This is a genomic window from Telluria sp. BA11, assembly GCF_056680305.1.
Window position 1 is genome coordinate 776,352 of the sequence record NZ_CM155275.1, and the last position, 18,368, is coordinate 794,719.

Annotated in this window: 17 protein-coding genes; 11 read left to right on the forward strand and 6 right to left on the reverse strand. The window is 64.9% G+C overall.

Features of this window, described 5'->3' with window-relative positions:
* Window positions 1-14: 14 nt before the first annotated feature.
* On the forward strand, window positions 15-1,055 hold the full coding sequence (locus AC1MGT_RS03350) for an AraC family transcriptional regulator (RefSeq protein WP_499502997.1): 1,041 nt from the start codon (window positions 15-17) through the stop codon (window positions 1,053-1,055).
* Window positions 1,056-1,083: 28 nt separating this feature from the next.
* Here AC1MGT_RS03350 and AC1MGT_RS03355 read toward each other — a convergent pair whose 3' ends face one another.
* A complete protein-coding gene (locus AC1MGT_RS03355) occupies window positions 1,084-1,863 on the reverse strand; it encodes a YoaK family protein (RefSeq protein ID WP_499502998.1) in 780 nt (259 codons plus the stop codon).
* A gap of 141 nt (window positions 1,864-2,004) precedes the next feature.
* On the opposite strand from AC1MGT_RS03355, the gene dapC reads away from it, so the two are divergent.
* The 7 genes from dapC to AC1MGT_RS03390 all read left to right on the forward strand — a co-directional run bounded on the left by dapC (window position 2,005) and on the right by AC1MGT_RS03390 (window position 9,900).
* Window positions 2,005-3,219: a succinyldiaminopimelate transaminase gene (dapC, locus tag AC1MGT_RS03360; RefSeq protein ID WP_499502999.1), complete on the forward strand. Its 1,215-nt coding sequence runs from the start codon at window positions 2,005-2,007 to the stop codon at window positions 3,217-3,219.
* A gap of 42 nt (window positions 3,220-3,261) precedes the next feature.
* Complete coding sequence (gene dapD / locus AC1MGT_RS03365; RefSeq protein WP_258834795.1) at window positions 3,262-4,086, forward strand: 2,3,4,5-tetrahydropyridine-2,6-dicarboxylate N-succinyltransferase; 825 nt, start codon at window positions 3,262-3,264, stop codon at window positions 4,084-4,086.
* A gap of 96 nt (window positions 4,087-4,182) precedes the next feature.
* Window positions 4,183-5,328, forward strand: coding sequence for a PilT/PilU family type 4a pilus ATPase (locus tag AC1MGT_RS03370; protein ID WP_499503000.1), 1,146 nt, complete (start codon window positions 4,183-4,185; stop codon window positions 5,326-5,328).
* A 41-nt stretch (window positions 5,329-5,369) separates the two neighbouring features.
* Complete coding sequence (locus tag AC1MGT_RS03375; RefSeq protein WP_499503001.1) at window positions 5,370-5,729, forward strand: ArsC family reductase; 360 nt, start codon at window positions 5,370-5,372, stop codon at window positions 5,727-5,729.
* Complete coding sequence (gene dapE, locus AC1MGT_RS03380; protein WP_499503002.1) at window positions 5,726-6,862, forward strand: succinyl-diaminopimelate desuccinylase; 1,137 nt, start codon at window positions 5,726-5,728, stop codon at window positions 6,860-6,862. Before AC1MGT_RS03375 ends, dapE begins: the two co-directional genes overlap by 4 nt.
* Window positions 6,863-6,887: 25 nt before the next feature.
* A complete protein-coding gene (prmB, locus tag AC1MGT_RS03385; protein ID WP_499503003.1) occupies window positions 6,888-7,778 on the forward strand; it encodes a 50S ribosomal protein L3 N(5)-glutamine methyltransferase in 891 nt (296 codons plus the stop codon).
* Window positions 7,779-7,926: 148 nt separating this feature from the next.
* Window positions 7,927-9,900, forward strand: coding sequence for an ATP-binding cassette domain-containing protein (locus AC1MGT_RS03390; protein WP_499503004.1), 1,974 nt, complete (start codon window positions 7,927-7,929; stop codon window positions 9,898-9,900).
* A 39-nt stretch (window positions 9,901-9,939) separates the two neighbouring features.
* On the opposite strand, the gene AC1MGT_RS03395 is transcribed toward AC1MGT_RS03390, so the two are convergent.
* The 3 genes from AC1MGT_RS03395 to AC1MGT_RS03405 form a co-directional block, all read right to left on the reverse strand.
* Window positions 9,940-10,422, reverse strand: coding sequence for a chemotaxis protein CheW (locus AC1MGT_RS03395; RefSeq protein ID WP_499503005.1), 483 nt, complete (start codon window positions 10,420-10,422; stop codon window positions 9,940-9,942).
* A gap of 98 nt (window positions 10,423-10,520) precedes the next feature.
* Entirely contained in the window at window positions 10,521-12,398 is a 1,878-nt protein-coding gene (locus tag AC1MGT_RS03400) for a flagellar assembly protein A (protein ID WP_499503006.1), read from the reverse strand.
* A 241-nt stretch (window positions 12,399-12,639) separates the two neighbouring features.
* Window positions 12,640-13,005, reverse strand: a complete 366-nt coding sequence (locus AC1MGT_RS03405) for a hypothetical protein (protein WP_499503007.1) — start codon at window positions 13,003-13,005, stop codon at window positions 12,640-12,642.
* 200 nt (window positions 13,006-13,205) lie between these two features.
* Between AC1MGT_RS03405 and ompR the strand changes: the two genes are divergently transcribed.
* Complete coding sequence (gene ompR / locus AC1MGT_RS03410) at window positions 13,206-13,973, forward strand: osmolarity response regulator transcription factor OmpR (protein WP_258834804.1); 768 nt, start codon at window positions 13,206-13,208, stop codon at window positions 13,971-13,973.
* Entirely contained in the window at window positions 13,973-15,358 is a 1,386-nt protein-coding gene (locus AC1MGT_RS03415) for a sensor histidine kinase family protein (protein ID WP_499503008.1), read from the forward strand. Before ompR ends, AC1MGT_RS03415 begins: the two co-directional genes overlap by 1 nt.
* A gap of 13 nt (window positions 15,359-15,371) precedes the next feature.
* On the opposite strand, the gene AC1MGT_RS03420 is transcribed toward AC1MGT_RS03415, so the two are convergent.
* Window positions 15,372-16,340 carry a threo-3-hydroxy-L-aspartate ammonia-lyase gene (locus AC1MGT_RS03420; RefSeq protein ID WP_499503009.1) on the reverse strand — a complete coding sequence of 323 codons (969 nt, stop codon included), beginning with the start codon at window positions 16,338-16,340 and terminating at the stop codon, window positions 15,372-15,374.
* Window positions 16,341-16,539: 199 nt separating this feature from the next.
* Here AC1MGT_RS03420 and AC1MGT_RS03425 point away from each other — a divergent pair, with 199 nt between their 5' ends.
* A complete protein-coding gene (locus AC1MGT_RS03425; protein WP_499503010.1) occupies window positions 16,540-17,862 on the forward strand; it encodes a S41 family peptidase in 1,323 nt (440 codons plus the stop codon).
* Here the strand turns inward: AC1MGT_RS03425 and AC1MGT_RS03430 are convergent.
* Window positions 17,807-18,298, reverse strand: coding sequence for a hypothetical protein (locus AC1MGT_RS03430; protein WP_499503011.1), 492 nt, complete (start codon window positions 18,296-18,298; stop codon window positions 17,807-17,809). The genes AC1MGT_RS03425 and AC1MGT_RS03430 overlap by 56 nt on opposite strands.
* Window positions 18,299-18,368 lie beyond the last annotated feature (70 nt).

Below are 18,368 nucleotides of genomic sequence, written 5' to 3' on the forward strand. Positions count from 1 at the left end.
TGTATTGGGCATTCATGCCATCGCCTTGCTCCATCACGCCACACTTGCCGAATCCTGCCCGCGTGACTGGCGCCTACCTGCAGGCGCTGCTTGACGCTGCCCTCGCCCGCGGTGTCACGCGCGACGCGCTTGCCGCTGCCGCCGGCCTTGCAGCCGATGCACTCGATTCGCTTCCCGCCACCCTGTCGACAGCACGCTACATCGCCCTGCTCGATGCTGGCGCGCGGCTGGCGAACGATCCGTTCTTCGGTTTGCATGTCGGCGAACAGGTGCGGCCCTCAACCTATAGCGCATACGGCCTGCTGCTGCTGGCCTGCAGCAGTTTTGGCCATGCGATGGCGCTGACGCAGCGCTATGAATCGCTCGCGCACGACCTGGGCCGCAGCCGGCTGGGGATCGAGGGCCCGCAGGCACAATATGAATGGATCAGCCGCTATCCGGACGCCACGCGTCACCTGGCCGAGAGCGTGTATGCCGGCATTGCCGTGTTCGGCAGTTGGATGGCGGGCCGGCCACTGATACCGCAGGCGATGCGCTTCCGGCACGCCGATCCCGGCCACGGCCACGACGAATACCGGCGCGTGCTGGGCATTGCGCCCACCTTCGACGCGCCGCGCCACTGCGCCGCCTTCGACGTGGCGCTACTCGACATGCCGGTGCCGAACGCCGACCCCAGCCTCTACCCGGTGCTGCACCAGCATGCCGAGGGACTGCTGGCGCAACACGCCCTGGCCGCCGACGGCATCGTGGCGCGGGTGACAGCGGCGCTGACGCAGCGGCTGCCCGATGGCCAGGCACGCCTGGCGCCGGTGGCGGCAGAACTGGGATTGTCGGCGCGCACAATGCAGCGCAAGCTGGCCGAGGCCGGATCGAGCTTCCAGCAGGTGCTCGATGGCGTGCGCTTCGGGTTGGCGCAAGACTACCTGCGGCGGCGCGAGCTGAGCCTGGCCGATATCGCCTTTTTGCTGGGATTCCAGGACCAGAGCGCGTTCACGCACGCGTTTCGCGAGTGGAGCGGCATCAATCCAGGCGCATGGCGCGCGCAGGCTGCCTGACGACTCAGACCGGGCCGGTAGATTTCGTTCAGGCGTCGTGCCCCGCCCGCCGCCCACGCCCACGCCCGAGCACGCGCAGCGTGTCATCGACCACCGGCACGATCCCCAGCACGCACAGGAACGCCGCCAGTGGAATCGTCGACAGGTAGCCCAGGTGCTTGAAGCCCAGCGCGCCGGCCACGCCGCCGATGCAGAATGCAGCCAGGAGCGCCACCATCAGGCCCAGGCGGCCCAGATTGGCCGTGACCCTCGGCTGGTGCAGGCCGCCATCCCGGTTCCAGTACGCCAGCTTGCCCAGCTCGATGCCGATGTCGGTGACGATGCCGGTCATGTGGGTGGTGCGGATTTCGGCGTGCGAGACCTTGGTGATGACGGCGTTCTGCAAGCCCATCATGAAACACAGCAGCATCACGGTCAGCGGGGTGAACAGCGCATCGATGTCGTTGAGCCGCGCGCCCAGGATGCCGAACACCAGCAGCAGGATTGCCTCGAGCACCAGCGGCAGCGCGTAGCCGCTGCGCAGGCCCTGGCGCCGCACAAGATTGACGAGAATCGCGGTGCTGGCCGCGCCCAGCAAAAAGCTGAGCAAGGCACCCACCGCCGCGAGCACTAGGTCGGTCTGGCCGAGCACGAGATGGTCGGCCGCACTCGAGACGATGCCGGTCATGTGCGACGTGTACTCGCGCACCGCCAGGTAGCCGCCCGCATTGATAGCGCCGGCAACAAAAGCCAGCGCCACGCCCAGGTGGCGGTTGGCGCCCGGCGTGCGGGCGTGTCCAGTCAGGCTGCGCGCGTAATTGATCGGCACGGAAAATCGGCTTTCAGCGTGAACATCACGGGTGGGTATTGACGTTAGATGTTACCGCAAATCACTTTAATCGTATGCCCCGTGGCAGCGATTCCTGGCGCTATAATGAAAAATTAGCGAAAAGCGCACACTGGTATCGCCGTGAATCCCCATCTCGACAAACTCCACTCCTACCCGTTCGAAAAACTGCGCCAGTTGTTTGCCGGCGTGACACCGAACCCGGACTACGCACCCATCAGTCTCGGCATCGGCGAGCCGAAGCATCCGACGCCCCCGTTCATCGAGAAAGCGCTGATGCATGCGGTATCGGGCCTGGCCAGTTATCCGAGCACGATCGGCAGCGAGCCATTGCGCACCGCCATCGCCAACTGGCTCGAACGGCGCTACGGCTTGCCTGCGCTCGATGCGGCCACGATGGTGCTGCCGGTGAACGGCTCGCGCGAGGCGCTGTTTGCCATCGCGCAGTGCACGATCGACGCATCGAAGCCCGATCCGCTGGTGGTGTGCCCGAACCCGTTCTATCAGATCTATGAGGGCGCGGCCTACCTGGCCGGCGCCGCGCCGTGGTTCGTCAATTCGGAGCCGGGCCGCAATTTCGCCCCCGACTACGCGAGCGTGCCAGATGACGTATGGCCGCGCGTGCAGCTGATGTATGTCTGCTCGCCCGGCAACCCGACGGGCGCCACGCTGACACTGGACGACTGGCGCGACCTGTTCGCGCTGTCGGACCGCTGGGGCTTCTTGATCGCGGCGGACGAATGCTATTCCGAGATCTACACGGGCAGCGCGCCCCCGCTGGGCGCACTGGAAGCAGCGCACCAGCTGGGCCGCAGCAGTGGCGAACAGCCCTACCGCAACCTGATCGTGTTCTCGAGCCTGTCGAAGCGCTCGAACGTGCCGGGCATGCGCTCGGGCTTCGTGGCGGGCGACCCGGTCGCGATGAAGCGCTTCCTTCTGTACCGCACCTATTGCGGCGGGGCGATGTCGCCACCGGTGCAGGCGGCATCGATCGCGGCCTGGAACGACGAGCAGCACGTGCAGGACAACCGCACGCTGTACAAAGAGAAATTCCATCTGATCACGCCGCTGCTCAAGCAGGTGATGGACGTCGAATTGCCCGACGCCGGTTTCTACCTGTGGGCCGACGTGCGCCGCACCGGCCTGTCGGATGTCGAGTTCGCACGGCGCCTGTACGCCGACTATAATGTCACGGTCCTTCCGGGCAGCTACCTGGCGCGCGATGCGCACGGGCAGAACCCGGGCCAGGACCGCATCCGCATGGCCCTGGTGGCCAGCGTCGACGAAGGCCTGGAAGCGGCCAACCGCATCGTCCAGTTCTGCCAGGCCCTCTCCTGACGCCTGCGCACCCCTGAAATCATTCCAACCAAGACCAGCACCATGACCCAACAACTCCAGAACATCATCGACACCGCCTGGGAACAGCGCGCCGACATCAGCCCGAACAGCGCCAGCGCCGAACTGCGTGACGCAGTCGCTCACGTGCTCGCCGGCCTCGACGACGGCAGCCTTCGCGTCGCGCAGAAGGACACCGGCACCTGGGTCGTGAACCAGTGGCTCAAAAAGGCCGTGCTGCTGTCGTTCCGCCTCGAGAACAACGTGCCGGTTGTCTCGGGCGACATCCAGTTCTACGACAAGGTCCCGACCAAGTTCGCCGACTACACGCCTGAAGACTTCGCCCGTGGCGGCTTCCGTGTGGTGCCGCCGGCAGTCGCACGTCGCGGCAGCTTCATCGGCAAGAACGTTGTCCTGATGCCGTCGTACGTCAACATCGGCGCCTACGTCGACGAAGGCACGATGGTCGACACCTGGGCCACGGTCGGTTCGTGCGCGCAGATCGGCAAGAACGTCCACCTGTCGGGCGGCGTCGGCATCGGCGGCGTGCTCGAACCGATGCAGGCCAACCCGACCATCATCGAAGACAACTGCTTCATCGGCGCCCGTTCCGAGATCGTCGAAGGCGTCATCGTCGAAGAAAACTCGGTGATCTCGATGGGCGTCTACATCGGCCAGTCGACCAAGATCTATGACCGCGCCACCGGCGAAGTGTCGTATGGCCGCGTGCCATCGGGTTCGGTCGTCGTCTCGGGCAGCCTGCCGTCCGCCGATGGCAAGTACAGCCTGTACTGCGCCGTCATCGTCAAGCGCGTCGATGCACAGACGCGCTCGAAGACGGCGATCAACGACCTGCTGCGCGGCGACTGATTGCGCCGGTAGCCAGGAACAGCCGGTTGAACGGGGCAGCTTGCCCGCCCTCTTCAACCGGCGCTTGTAACTCCCCCGATTGACGGAGACGATGCCATGGCCATGGACCGCCTGTTCCAGCTGATGAAAGAGAAAAACGCGTCCGACATGTTCTTCGCCGTGAACTCACCGGTGCATATCAAGATCAACGGCGCGCTCATCCCCATCAATCAGCATCGCCTCGAACCCGAGAACATCCTGTCGCTGTTGTCCGAGATCGCAACGCCGGAACAGATCGACGAACTCCAGCGCGACAATGAATTGAACATGGGCGTGTCGGTCGCGAACGTGGGCCGGTTTCGCCTGTCGGCGTTCCGCCAGCGCGGCTCGATCTCGGCCGTGTTCCGCTTCATCCCGGCGACCATCCCGCCGCTGGCCGAGCTGGGCCTGCCACCGGTGCTTGCCGAACTGATCATGGAAAAGCGTGGCCTGATGCTGATCGTGGGCGCCACGGGCTCGGGCAAGTCGACCACCATCGCGTCGATGCTCGACCATCGCAACGACCTGCGCACCGGGCATATCCTGACGCTGGAAGACCCGATCGAGTACCTGTTCAAGAACAAGAAATCGATCGTCAACCAGCGCGAGATCGGCAGCGACACGCACGACTTCGGCATCGCGCTGAAGAACTCGATGCGCCAGGCGCCCGACTGCATCCTGATCGGCGAAATCCGCGACCGCGAAACGATGCAGGCGGCGCTGGCCTATGCACAGTCCGGCCACCTGGTGCTGGCCACGCTGCACGCGAACAACAGCTACAACGCGCTCAACCGGATCATCAGCTTCTACCCGCTGGAAAACCGCAACGCACTGCTGCAAGACCTGGCGTCGAGCATCAAGGCCATCGTCTCGCAGCGGCTCGTCAAGGCGGCTGCCGGCGGCGCACGCCGCGCCGCCGTCGAAGTCATGCTCAATACCCGCTACATTGCCGACCTGATCGAACAGGGCGAAATCAGCCAGATCAAGGAAGCAATGGACAAGAGCCTGTCGGCCGGTTCGCAATCGTTCGAAGGCGCCCTGTTCCACCTGATCAAGGAAGGCCATGTGACGCAGGACGAAGGCCTGGCCAACGCCGACTCGGCCACCAACCTGCTCTGGCTGCTCAACAACGGGCCCGATAGCCAGATCCAGCAGCAGCTGGACGACAAGGCCAGCGAACCCAAGGGCGGCGCCTCGTTTACCGAGTTCACGCTCAACTCCTGATGTTCCAGGGCGGCGCTGCCGCCCTCTTTTCCGCATATCCCATGACGACTACCCTCTACGGCATCCCCAATTGCGACACCGTAAAAAAAGCCCGCACCTGGCTGCAGGATCACGGCATCGACTTCACGTTCCACGACTTCAAGAAGCAGGGTCTCACGCCTGAACTGGTGAAGGCCTGGCTGCAAGATCTCGACTGGACCACGCTGGTCAACCGCAAGGGCACCACCTGGCGCAACCTGCCGGACGAGCGCAAGGCGGCCATCGTCGATGCCGACAGCGCCATGGTGCTGATGCTCGAGAACCCGTCGGTCATCAAGCGCCCGGTCGTGCAAGGCGCCGGCCCGGCGACGGTCGGTTTTTCGCCGGCTGCATTTGAAGAGAAATTTGGGACGGCAGCATGAGGCCGTCACGCACCCTGCTGCTCACCGAAGAACTGATCGCGCTGGACTCGATCACGCCCCAGGACAAGGGTTGCCAGCAGCGCCTGATCGAGCTGCTGGCGCCGCTGGGCTTCGTGTGCGAGACGATCGTTTCGAACGGCGTGACCAATCTGTGGGCGCGCAAGGGCGAGAACGCGCCGCTGTTCGTGTTTGCCGGCCACACCGACGTGGTCCCGGCCGGTCCGCTGCACCAGTGGACATCCGAACCATTCATGCCGACGCAGCGCGACGGCAAGCTGTACGGGCGCGGCGCCTCCGACATGAAGACATCGATCGCGGCGATGGTCGTCGCCTGCGAAGAGTTCATCGCTGCCTATCCTGAGCACCGCGGCTCGATCGCGTTGTTGATCACGAGCGACGAGGAAGGCCCGGCAGTCGACGGCACCGCCATCGTCTGCGACCTGCTCGAAGAACGGGGCGTCGCACCCGACTATTGCCTGGTCGGCGAGCCGACCTCGAACCACGTGCTGGGCGACACGATCAAGAATGGCCGGCGCGGTTCGCTGTCGGGCCACCTGACGGTCAAGGGCATCCAGGGCCACATCGCCTATCCGCAACTGGCGCGCAATCCGATTCACCAGGCCGCGCCGGCACTGGCCGAGCTGACGCTCGAAGTCTGGGACGAAGGCAACGAGTACTACACACCCACCAGCTGGCAAGTGTCGAACATCGCCGCCGGCACGGGCGCCAACAACGTGATCCCTGGCAGCGTCAGCCTGGACTTCAACTTCCGCTTCTCGACCGCCAGCACGGCCGAAGGCCTGCAGGCGCGCGTGCATGCGATCCTCGACCGCCATGGCCTGGACTACGATCTGGACTGGACCCTGTCGGGCCTGCCGTTCCTGACCGCGAAAGGCACGCTGTCGGACGCCGTCTGCACCGCAATCAGCGACGAACTGGGCGTGCATACCGAATTATCGACCTCCGGCGGGACCTCGGATGGCCGCTTCATCGCCCGCATCTGCCCTCAGGTGATAGAATTCGGCCCACCGAACGCCAGCATTCACAAAATCGACGAGCACATCGAACTGCGATACATCGATCCCCTGAAGAATATCTATCGCCGTACGCTCCAGCGCCTGCTGGCCGCTTGAAGCCCTACAACCCATCATCCAGGCCATGACCACCACCTCATTCTCCACGCCGCGCGACCTGCTGCGCTATGCGATCACCCGTTTCAATGGTGCCAAGCTGTTCTTCGGCCACGGCAGCGTCGAAGCGTTCGACGAAGCCGCCTACCTGATCCTGCACACCCTGAAGCTGCCGCTCGACCGCCTGGAGCCGTTCCTCGACGCCCGGCTGCTGGACGACGAAGTGCTGCAGGTGCTGGCCGTGATCGAGCGCCGCGTGACCGAGCGCGTGCCGGCGGCCTACATCACCAAAGAGGCATGGCTGGGCGAATACCGCTTCTATGTCGACGAACGCGTGCTGGTGCCGCGCTCGTTCATCGCCGAGCTGATTCCGCAGCAGTTCAGCCCATGGCTGGTGGACCCGGATGGCGTGGAAAACGTGCTCGAGCTGTGCACCGGCAGCGGTTGCCTGGCGATCATGATGGCCGATACGTTTGCCAATGCGGTGGTCGATGCGATCGACATCTCGAAGGATGCGCTGGCCGTGGCCGAAACGAATATCCGCGAATACAAACTCGAAGGGCGCGTGAACCCGATCGAGTCCGACCTGTACGAGAACGTGCCGTTCAAGAAGTACGACCTGATCATCACCAACCCGCCGTACGTGAACGCCGAATCGATGCGCACGCTGCCGCAGGAATACATGGTCGAGCCGCAGATCGCGCTGGCCGGCGGCGAAGACGGCATGGACCTGGTGCGCAAGATCATCGCTGGCGCCGCCGAGCGCCTGACGCCGGAAGGCATCCTGGTGGTTGAAATCGGCAACGAGCGCGAGTACGCCGAAGCCGCATTCGGCCACCTGGGCCTGACCTGGCTGACCACCAGCATCGGCGACGATGCCGTGTTCCTGCTGACGGCCGAGCAGCTGCAAAACGCGTAACAATACCCCTGGCAACATTGATCGTAGGGTGGTCGGCTACGCCGACCACGCGGTGATCGATACCAGCAAGATCATCCGGCTCAAAACCGGAACCCATCACAATCACCGCGTGGACGGCACAGCCATCCACACAACACGAAGCGACACCATGATCCGTATCCAGAACGTCAGCCTGATGCGCGGCACCAAGCCGCTGCTCGTCGATGCCGACCTGACCCTCAACCCGGGCGACAAGATCGGCCTGATCGGCGCCAACGGCGCCGGCAAATCGAGCCTGTTCGGCATGCTCCGTAACGAGCTGCACCCGGACCAGGGCCAGATCGACTTCCCGGCCAAATGGCGCATGGCATACGTGGCGCAAGAGACGCCAGCGCTGGACCGCGCGGCGCTTGACTACGCGATCGACGGCGACGTTGGCCTGCGCAAGCTTCAGGCCGAGCTGGAAGAACTGGAATCGCACCCGGACGTCGACGCCCACGGCATGCGTCTGGGCGAGCTGCACGGCATGCTGGCCGACGCTGACGGCTACACGGTGCAGTCGCGCGGCGAACAGCTGCTGCTGGGTCTGGGCTTTTCGCTGGCGCAGATGAACCAGCCGGTGGCAAGCTTCTCGGGTGGCTGGCGCATGCGCCTGAACCTGGCGCAGGCGCTGATGTGCCCGTCCGACCTCTTGCTGCTCGATGAACCGACCAACCACCTGGATCTGGATGCGATCATCTGGCTCGAAGACTGGCTCAAGCGCTACACGGGCACCCTGATCATCATTTCCCACGATCGCGACTTCCTCGACGAAGTGGTCAACGTGATCGTGCACATCGACGAGCGCAAGCTGAAACGCTACACGGCCAACTACTCGGGCTTCGAGCGCCAGCGCGCCGCCCAGATGATCCTGGCCGCCGGCGCACTCGAGAAGCAGCAGCGCCAGCGCGCGCACCTCGAGTCGTTCGTCAACCGCTTCAAGGCGCAGGCCTCCAAGGCACGCCAGGCCCAGAGCCGCATGAAGGCCCTGGCCAAAATGGAAGAGCTGGCGCCGCTGCGCGCTGCGGCCGAATTCTCCTTCGACTTCCGCGAGCCGCTGTCGGCCCCGAATCCGCTGCTGGTGCTCGACAAGGTCGATGCCGGCTACTTCCTGCTCGACGAACACGGCGACAAGGTCGGCAAGAAGACCATCGTCAACCACATCGACTTTTCGCTGACCATCGGCCAGCGCATTGGCCTGCTGGGTGTGAACGGCGCCGGCAAGTCGACGCTGATCAAGACCATCGCCGGCGAGCTGATGCCGCTGACCGGCGAAGCGACCATTGGTAAAGGCCTGTCGATCGGCTACTTCGCCCAGCACCAGGTCGAGATGCTGCGCCATGACGAGTCGCCGCTGTGGCACCTGGCCAAGATCGCGCCGACCGTGCGCGAGCAGGAGCTGCGCAACTTCCTGGGCAGCTTCAATTTCCCGGGCGATATGGTGACCAGCTCGATCAAGCCGTTTTCAGGCGGCGAGAAGGCGCGTCTGGCACTGGCCCTGATCGTGTGGCAGCGGCCGAACCTGCTGCTGCTCGATGAACCGACCAACCACCTGGACCTGGAAACGCGCGAGGCGCTGACGATGGCACTGGCGCAGTTCGAAGGCACGCTGATCGTCGTGTCCCACGATCGCCACCTGCTGCGCGCGACGACCGATGAATTCATCATCGTCGCCGACGGCCGCCTGCAACCATTCGACGGTGACCTGGACGACTACAAGGACTGGCTGTTCAAGACCAAGCTGGGCAAAGGCACCGACATCCTGCCGCTGGCCAAGGCCGCTGCGCCCGTCGCGCCGGTGCCAAGCGCCACGCCGGCCGAGCGCAAGGAACAGAAGCGCCTGGGCGCCGAAGAACGCCAGCGCAATGCCGCGCAGCGCAAACCGATCGAGAACAAGGTCAAGCGTCTGGACGAGCAGATGGCCAAGCTGCAGGCCAGGAAAGCCACGATCGATGCCGCCCTGCTCGATCCGACGATCTACGATGCGCAGAACAAGGACCGTCTCAAGACGCTGGTGGCCGACCAGGCATTCGTGGCGCGGGATCTGGAAACGTTCGAGATGGAGTGGCTGGAATTGCAGGAACAGCTCGAAGCGCTGGCGTAAGCTGGCAGAGCAACACGCCAACCTGGCAGTACGACGCCGTCAGGCGGCCCTGAGCGGCCGCCGCGGCGACAACGACATCAGGCCATCGATGTCGATCAGGATTACGCACCGGCCATCGATGCGGGCGATGCCGATCAGGTAACTGGCGCCGGCCTCGCCCGGCACGGTTTGCACGGCCTCCGGGCGCACGTGCACGATGCCCGTCACCCCTTCCACGACCATTCCCACCAGGCCGCTCGACAGGCGCAGGATGATCACGTCGGTATCGGGATGCACCACACCGCCGTGCGCATTCACCACTTGCGTGGCAGTGGCACGCATGTCGATCACCGGCAGGATCACGCCATGCGACAACGCCACGCCGCCGATGATGTCGCCGTCTTCCGCGAAGCGTTCAAGGGACTTGAGCAGTTTGAGTTCTTGCACGCGCGCGCAATCGAGTCCGTACTCCTGCCCGTCGAGCATGAAGCTGAGGTAATCCCGTGGTGCGCCAGACCGTGGCGCGCGCGATGTGGTGTGCATGGTGGATCCTTCGTCAGTCCGACCACCATCGTATGCCTGCCTCCCGGCCTGATGTTGACTACCATCAACTTGAACTGGCCGCCCCGGGGCGGAAAGGTTCATCCCGGCGAGGCGGGGGATGCGGAATCCCAGGTCCAGGCGCCGTCGCGGCCGGCATGCAGCAATTCGGTGCCGATGGCATCGCGCAGGCGCAGCCGGATGTCGCGCGGCCCCTGGTCCCAGATGCAGCCAAGATCCGGCTCGTACGGCAATGCGCGCACCTGCACCTCGCCGGCAATGGCCTCGAGTGCAATCTGCGCCGCGCCGACGCGGTCGTAACGCTGCGCTTCCAGGCGGCCCAGCACCGCCATCCCCGACTGCCGTTCGGCGTCGAGCTTTTTTGCTTCGTCCGACAAGCGGCCGAGCTCCTTGAGCGCGGGCCCTGCGGTATCGGTCATGCGCTGGAACTGCGGCACCTGATCGGGCTTGAGCACCAGATCGCCGCTGCGGATGCGCGGCGCGATTTTCAGGTACTTGCTCAGGTGCGGCTGGGCCGTCAGCGTCTCGATCGATGCGCGGTGGCGCGCCGCGAGCTGGCCGAACTGCCCGATGCGCTCGCGCACCTGGGCCATCGCATCGTCGATGCGCGCACAATCGGGCCGCAGCAGATATACCAGCATCTCGCCCTGCTTCCAGGGCGCGGCGCGGCCGATCCGGACGCGCCGGCCGGCAATCGCGCTGCCTTCGGCGTGCGTGACCTCGACGTCGTCGCCCATGATCTCGCAGTTGATCGCGGTCTCGACCCGGATGCGCGCGCCGGAAATCACGCAGTTCTCGGCCCGCCCCAGCACCACGTCGCCCTTGGCCGCCTGGATCGTGGCGCTGGAGGCCACGCCCAGCACACGCACGCCGCCGTTCATGTTGCGCGCGCTGCCGCCGACCAGGTTGCGCTCCAGGCGGATCGCCCCGCCGCGCGAGAGCACGTGGCCATACACGTCCGCATGCACGGTAATGCTGTCGCCTTCGATGGTGCGCTGCTCCTGCACCTCGCCGAATTCTTCGTAGTCGCCGCTCAGGTTCAGGTTGCCCGTGGTCCTGGCGCTGACGCCATCGCGGCTGACGATCTTGTCGGAGATCGCGATGCGACTGCTTTTCGGGTCGACATTCAGAAATCCGTCGCGGCGCGCGATCAGGAATTCGCCGGCAGGAACGACGTCGATCCCGGTGCCTTCGGCGGCATAGGCGGCCAGGTCGAGGTCCTTGCCGATTTCGGCCAGGAGCGGAATACCGGTCAGCTCGAAACCGGGACTGCCCGCCGTGCGGGGCACCTTGCGCAGCAGGCGCGTACCCATGCGCACTTGCGGAAAGCGATTCTGGAAGCTCATGAGGTCGAGCTTGCCATTGGCCAGTTGGAGCGGCGCATCGCTGCGGTGCAGTTCGTTCGTGACTTCCTCGACGCGCGCGGCGTCGCCGTCGACGGGCGGCAAACGGCGCGCCACCACGTAGAGTCCGGCCGCGCCCTTGCCGATGGCCTCCGCGATGGCGGCGACATCGGCGCCGAAGCGGATCCCCTTGATCCACATGTCGGCGACAAATTCGTCGGCATCGAGCGCGGTTGGCCGCTCGCCGCCGTCGGGATCGGGTTCGACCACCGGCTCGAAATAGTATTCGGCCTGGCCGTCCGTGATTTTCACTGAACGGTACAGCGCCTGGCGGGCCGGGGTGAACGGGAGAATGTCAGCGGCAATGCGCACCTGCACCCGGCCTGCGGCATCGCGCGGCAATGCCGGGCCATGGCCATACAGCGCCTTGATGAGTATCGGGTAATCGAGTCCCGCAAGGTAGTTGCCGGCGCGCAGCAAGCTGTCGAGCGCCGCTACGAGTGTCGTGCCGAGCGCTTCCGGGTCGGCATACACGCCGTCCTCGCGCCGGACGATGCAATGCTCGGGTCCGTCAGAGGCAAAGCGTGCTACAGAAGGTAAGGCGACATCGGACACGTTTGCGCTCCAGGTTGCGGATGTTGTTGGTGGCTAACCTTACCAACAGTAAGGCGCTCGCCAACATAGCATGTTGCGCTAACTAAATAAACATATAGCAATAAATTTTGCGAAAAAGAAAATGCACAGTGGTGGACAACGGAATAGCAAGGTGGGCTGGCCGCGTGCGATTGATACCGATCAAACGCCAGATACGACAACGGCGCCAGAGGCGCCGTTGTTTTGCTGAAGCAGCCGCGTGTCAGCGGCGGCGCGAATTGGGATACAGATCCGCACCTTCCTTGATCTGGCGGCGCAGGTCGCGCCGCTCGTCCGGCGACAGGCGCCCGCGAGGCCGCTCTTCACGCACCGTGTCCTGCTGGACCTCGGGATTGCGGCGGCCCTGCTCGCGCACTTCGAATGCGCGCGCGTCGCGCAGGGCCTGCATGTCGTAACGCTCGCGCGCCTGGACGTCGTCGCTGCGGCGGTTGCGGTCCTGGTCCTGGGCCAAAGCGCCGGCGCCGGTCGCTGCAAATGCGCAGGCGAAAACACCAAGGCGCACAAGCCGGGCGAGCCGGCCGCGAGCGGTACCGGGTGCTGCTGGATTGTCGTTGAGCGCGTGGTTCATGGTGTTCCTCTTCCGTGATGCCTGATAAACGGATAAGCTGTGTTGATCACTTGACGCCAGTGTAGGTTGATCGCGCAGGCGGGGTAAGACTAATTGGGTAAAGTTTGTAACACATTGTAATGGTTGAGCTGAGTCGTGCCTGCGGCGCCGCCATAAGAAGTTACCATAGCGACATTCATCTGACAATTCTGGACAGTTCCATGACTTCATCGACTTCGAACATTAACGTGGGTACGGGCACGCAGGGCGGCCACTCCGCCAAGATCATGGTCGTGGATGACGACGTGCGCCTGCGCGATCTGCTGCGCCGTTATCTGACCGAACAGGGTTTCCAGGTCGTGACTGCCGAAAGTGCGCCCGCCATGAACAAGCTGTGGCTGCGCGAACGCTATGACCTGCTCGTGCTCGACCTGATGCTGCCCGGCGAAGACGGCCTGTCGATCTGCCGCCGCCTGCGCGGCGCCGGTGACCAGACCCCGATCATCATGCTTACGGCAAAAGGCGAAGACGTCGACCGCATCGTCGGCCTCGAGATGGGCGCCGACGACTACCTGCCCAAGCCGTTCAACCCGCGCGAACTGGTGGCCCGCATCGGCGCGGTGCTGCGCCGCAAAGGCCCCGACGAAATCCCGGGCGCGCCATCGGAAACCCCGCAAACCTTCGAGTTCGGCGACTTCATCCTCGATCTGGGCACGCGCACGCTGAAGAAAAACGGCGAGACCGTGCCGTTGACCACCGGCGAATTCTCGGTACTCAAGGTGTTTGCGCGCCACGCACGCCAGCCGCTGTCGCGCGAAAAGCTGATGGAACTGGCCCGTGGCCGCGAATACGAAGTGTTCGACCGCTCGCTCGACGTCCAGATCTCGCGCCTGCGCAAGCTGATCGAACCCGATCCGTCCAGCCCGCTGTACATCCAGACCGTCTGGGGCCTGGGCTATGTGTTCATCCCTGAGGGTCAGCCGCGCTAGTGAAGCCTCCTGCATTTACGTCGCTCGCGGCGGCGCATCGCGCCGTGCGCTTTGCCTGGTTCAAGAGCGGCCTGTTCTGGCGCACGTTCTTCCTGATGTCGGTGCTCACCGCCGTCTCGATGGGCGCCTGGATCGGCATGATCAACGTCTACCAGCGTGGCCCGCAAGTGCAGCAGACGGCCGAAACGGTCGTGTCCGTCGTCACCATCACCAAGGCCGCGCTGACGCACTCGGCGCCCGACCTGCGGCTCGAACTGCTGCTCGAACTGGCGTCGAACGAAGGCATCCGCATCTTCACGCTCGAAGACACGGACATCATCGATCCGCCGCCGCACAATCCCCTGATGCCCGAGATCGCCGCCATCGTGCGCGAGCGACTCGGCGCCGACACCCGCTTTTCCAGTGGCGTAAACGGCGTGCCCGGCTTTTACATCAGCTTCAATATCGAGGATGACAAATACTGGCTGATGCTCGAGCGCGAGCGTCTGGCGGGCCTGACGCGCGTACAGTGGCTCGGCTGGGCCGTGGTCGTCGGCCTGCTGTCGGTACTGGGCGCAGCGCTGATCTCGAGCCTTGTCAACCGGCCGCTGGCGCGCCTGACGTCGGCTGCGCGCGCCATCGCCAAGGGCGAGCGCCCGGCGCGGCTGCCTGAAAAAGGCTCGCAAGAGATCATCGAGGCCAATCGCAGCTTCAACCAGATGGTCGAAGACCTGGCCCAGGTCGAGAAGGACCGCGCCGTGATCCTGGCCGGCATTTCGCACGATTTGCGCACGCCGCTGGCGCGCATGGGCCTCGAGGTCGAGATGGCCAACCTGTCGCAGGAAGCGCGCGACGGCATGCAGTCGGACATCGCGCAAATGGACGCGATCATCGGCCAGTTCCTCGACTACGCCAAGCCGACCGAAGCGGCCACGTTCGTGCCGGTGGATCTGTCCGAGTTGCTGGCGGACATCGGCCACCACGCGGGCCGCATTCCGAGCCTGCGTATCAGGACCGACCTGGTGCCGGACGTGCACGTGCAGGGCAACGCCACCGACCTGCGGCGCGTGATCAACAACATCATCGAGAACGCCCGCCGTTACGGCGTCACGCCGGGGCAGGACTATACCGAGATCGACATCGTGCTGCGCGTGAAAGCGACAGGCCACGGCCGGCGCGCCGTGATCGAGATCGGCGACCATGGCGTCGGCGTGCCGCCAGACCAGATCGCGCAACTGATGAAGCCCTTCACGCGCCTCGACAGCGCGCGGGGCCAGGCCAATGGCGCCGGACTGGGCCTGGCCATCGTCGAGCGGGTGCTCACGCGTCACAATGCGGGGCTCGAAGTGAGCAACCGCGACGGTGGCGGATTCCTGCTGCAGGTGGCGTTGCCGCTGGCGGCCTGAGAGTTTAGCGGGGTCAAGCCCCGATCAGGCTCGCAAACCGGGCCAGATCGATATTCCCGCCGCTGACCAAGACCCCGATCCGTTTGCCACGCAAGCTATCCTTCATCTTGCGCGCCGCCGCAAAGCCCAGGCACCCCGTCGGCTCCACGACGATCTTCATGCGCTCGGCAAAAAACCGCATGCACGCCACCAGTTCATCGTCGCTGACGGTCAGGATGTCGTCGACGTCGCGCTGGATGATCGGGAACGTCAATTGCCCCAGGTGCTGCGTCTGCGCACCATCGGCAATCGTGCGCGGCGTGTCGATGTGCACGATCTGCCCGGTACGGAACGACTGCTGGCCATCGTTGCCCGCTTCGGGCTCGACGCCATACAGCAGGCACCCCGGCGACAGGGCACGCGTGGCCAGCGCCGAACCCGACAGCAGCCCGCCGCCGCCCAGGCACACGAAGAACGCGTCGAGCGGGCCGACTTCGTCGAACAGTTCCTTGGCCGCGGTGCCCTGCCCTGCAATCACGTCCGCATGGTCGTATGGCGGGATCAGCGTCAGGCCATCACGCTCGGCCAGTGCGCGGCCGATCTGCTCGCGGTCCTCGGTATAACGATCATAGGTGACGACGGTGGCGCCATAGCCGCGCGTAGCGGCGACCTTCGCGGCCGGCGCGTCCTCGGGCATGATGATCGTGGCCGGGATGTCCAGAAGCCGCGCCGACAGCGCGATCGCCTGTGCGTGATTGCCCGACGAGAACGCCACGACGCCGGCGCGCCGCTGCTCAGGGCTGAATTTGGCCAGGGCGTTATAGCCGCCCCGGAACTTGAAGGCGCCCATGCGCTGCATGTTTTCGCACTTGAAGAACACCTCGGCGCCGAACTCCTCGTTGACAGTGCGCGAAGTCAGCACCGGCGTGCGGTGCGCGGCGCCGGCAATGCGTTCGGCGGCCTGGACGACGTCGTCATACGTGGGAAGCTGGAGCATGGTCATGCGGGTGGTCCTTTCAGGGGCATGGGTAAGGAAGACGATGGCGCAGTCTATCGGCCACCCGGACGAACGTCAAACCCGACGGCAAGGTGGCTGAACAATCGTATGCAGACGTTGCCAATTAGATAGTTTTACGATGTGATTGTTGGTACAGTCATCGATCGTCCCAGAAGACGCCACGTTGTACACACCGAGGAAGCATATGTATCCGTTGCATTTTGCCGTCACCAGTTTGTTCGCTTTTCTGCTGTTGGGGCAAGCTGCCCACGCCGCGCCCGTCATCACGAAACAAGCGCTGCAACAGGATATCGATCTCGTGCTCAGGACCGTCCGCGAACGACATCCGGACCTGGGTTTTTCGACGAGCGACGCGGCCGTGACTGCTGCGCTGGCAGCGATCGGGCGCGACCTGCCGGTGTCAATGACGCGCGATGAAGCGTGGCGCCAGCTGGCCCGCATCAATCCGCTGCTGGCCGACGGACATCTTGCGATCACGCTGACCGACTGGCGCGCCGATACCGCAGCGCACCGTGCTGCCGGCGGCGCCCTGTTCCCGTTCAACGTGGCGTTCGATCCGCAGGGCCGGCTCGTCATCGATGCTGCACTGGGAGGCGCAGCGTCCCCCCTGGCCGGCGCGCGCATCGTCGCCATCGACGGCATGCCGGTCGACACGCTCGTGGCCAGTCTGGCGGCCCGCGTCCATGGTGATACCGACGCAATGCGCATGGCCCTGCTGGCGCAGCGCTGGTGGCTGTATCACTGGAAAACGCTCGGCCCGGCGCAGCAGTACCGGCTCGTGATCGAACGCGATGGCCAGCGTAGCGAGGTTGCTGTCCCCGGCAGCACGGACCAGCCGCGCATGCTGCAGGACGAGGTGGACATCGCGCGCCTGTACCGGCTCGACACCGTGCCCGGCTGTTCGGCGGTCCTGACCGTCAACTCGTTCGATAGTGCCCACCTGGCCGATTTTGTCGCTTTTACGCAGGCCGCGTTCACGCGCATGCAGCGCGAACACATCAGGAACCTCGTTATCGACATCCGCGCCAACACCGGCGGCGACGACGTCATGTGGCTCGACGGCTTGATGCCGTATCTGGCAACGGCGCATTACCGTACCGGCTCGAGCGCCGTCAAGCGCGTGTTGCGCGCCAACCCCGAGCGCGGCGAACAGGTTGGCCAGATCATCCACACGCAGATCGCCACCTGGCGCGAACCGCAACCCGACCACCCCGCCCGCTTCAACGGCAAGGTCCAGGTGGCGATCGGTCCGCTGACCTACTCGTCGAGCGTGCTGTTTGCGAACGTGATGCAGGACTTCGGCTTTGCCACCCTGGTCGGATCCGGCGGCGCGGCCAGGCGCAGCCAGTCGGGCGGCGTGTATGGCGTGCCGCTGCCACAGTCGGGCCTGACGCTGTGGATACCGCGGTTCGTGCTCGATCCACCGGGCGGCGCACCGAAGGGCGCCCTGCTCAGCGCGCAGGGGCCGTGGGATCCGGGTGCCGCGCCTGCGTGTCAGGCGCTGTGACCGTGCGCGCCTGATCCGGCGAGACGGCAAGCAGCGCTCGCCCGATCCGGCGGTTGTGCAGGGCGCAGACAATGACGATGGTGCAGGAACCCCCCACCAGCGCAATGAACGCCACCAGGGCGGCCCAGGGCCCGCCGAACACCAAGGCCGCGGCAAGAAGCACGATGCCGCTGAAGCACATCTCCAGCAGCAGATCGGTGGCAATGAACCAGGGGCTGCGCTTGAGTCCGATTCTTGAGGACGAGAGGTCGCGCCAACCGATCACGTTCTGCCAGTTGCCTGGCTCGCTCAGCGCAACAGCGAAGGTGGATCCTGCGGTGGGCACGCTCTTGTGATCGAACACAACGGAAAACTCGCGTTTGCCGTTCGCTTGAAAACTGAACAGCCCCCCGTGGACGTCGAATACCCGCTCGAAGCGGACCGTCTCGATGTGCATGTGCTCTCCTCCATGGCTGCCTTGACCCGTGCACCGTAGCGCAGACCGGGTGGCCTGTCCAGCAAACGGG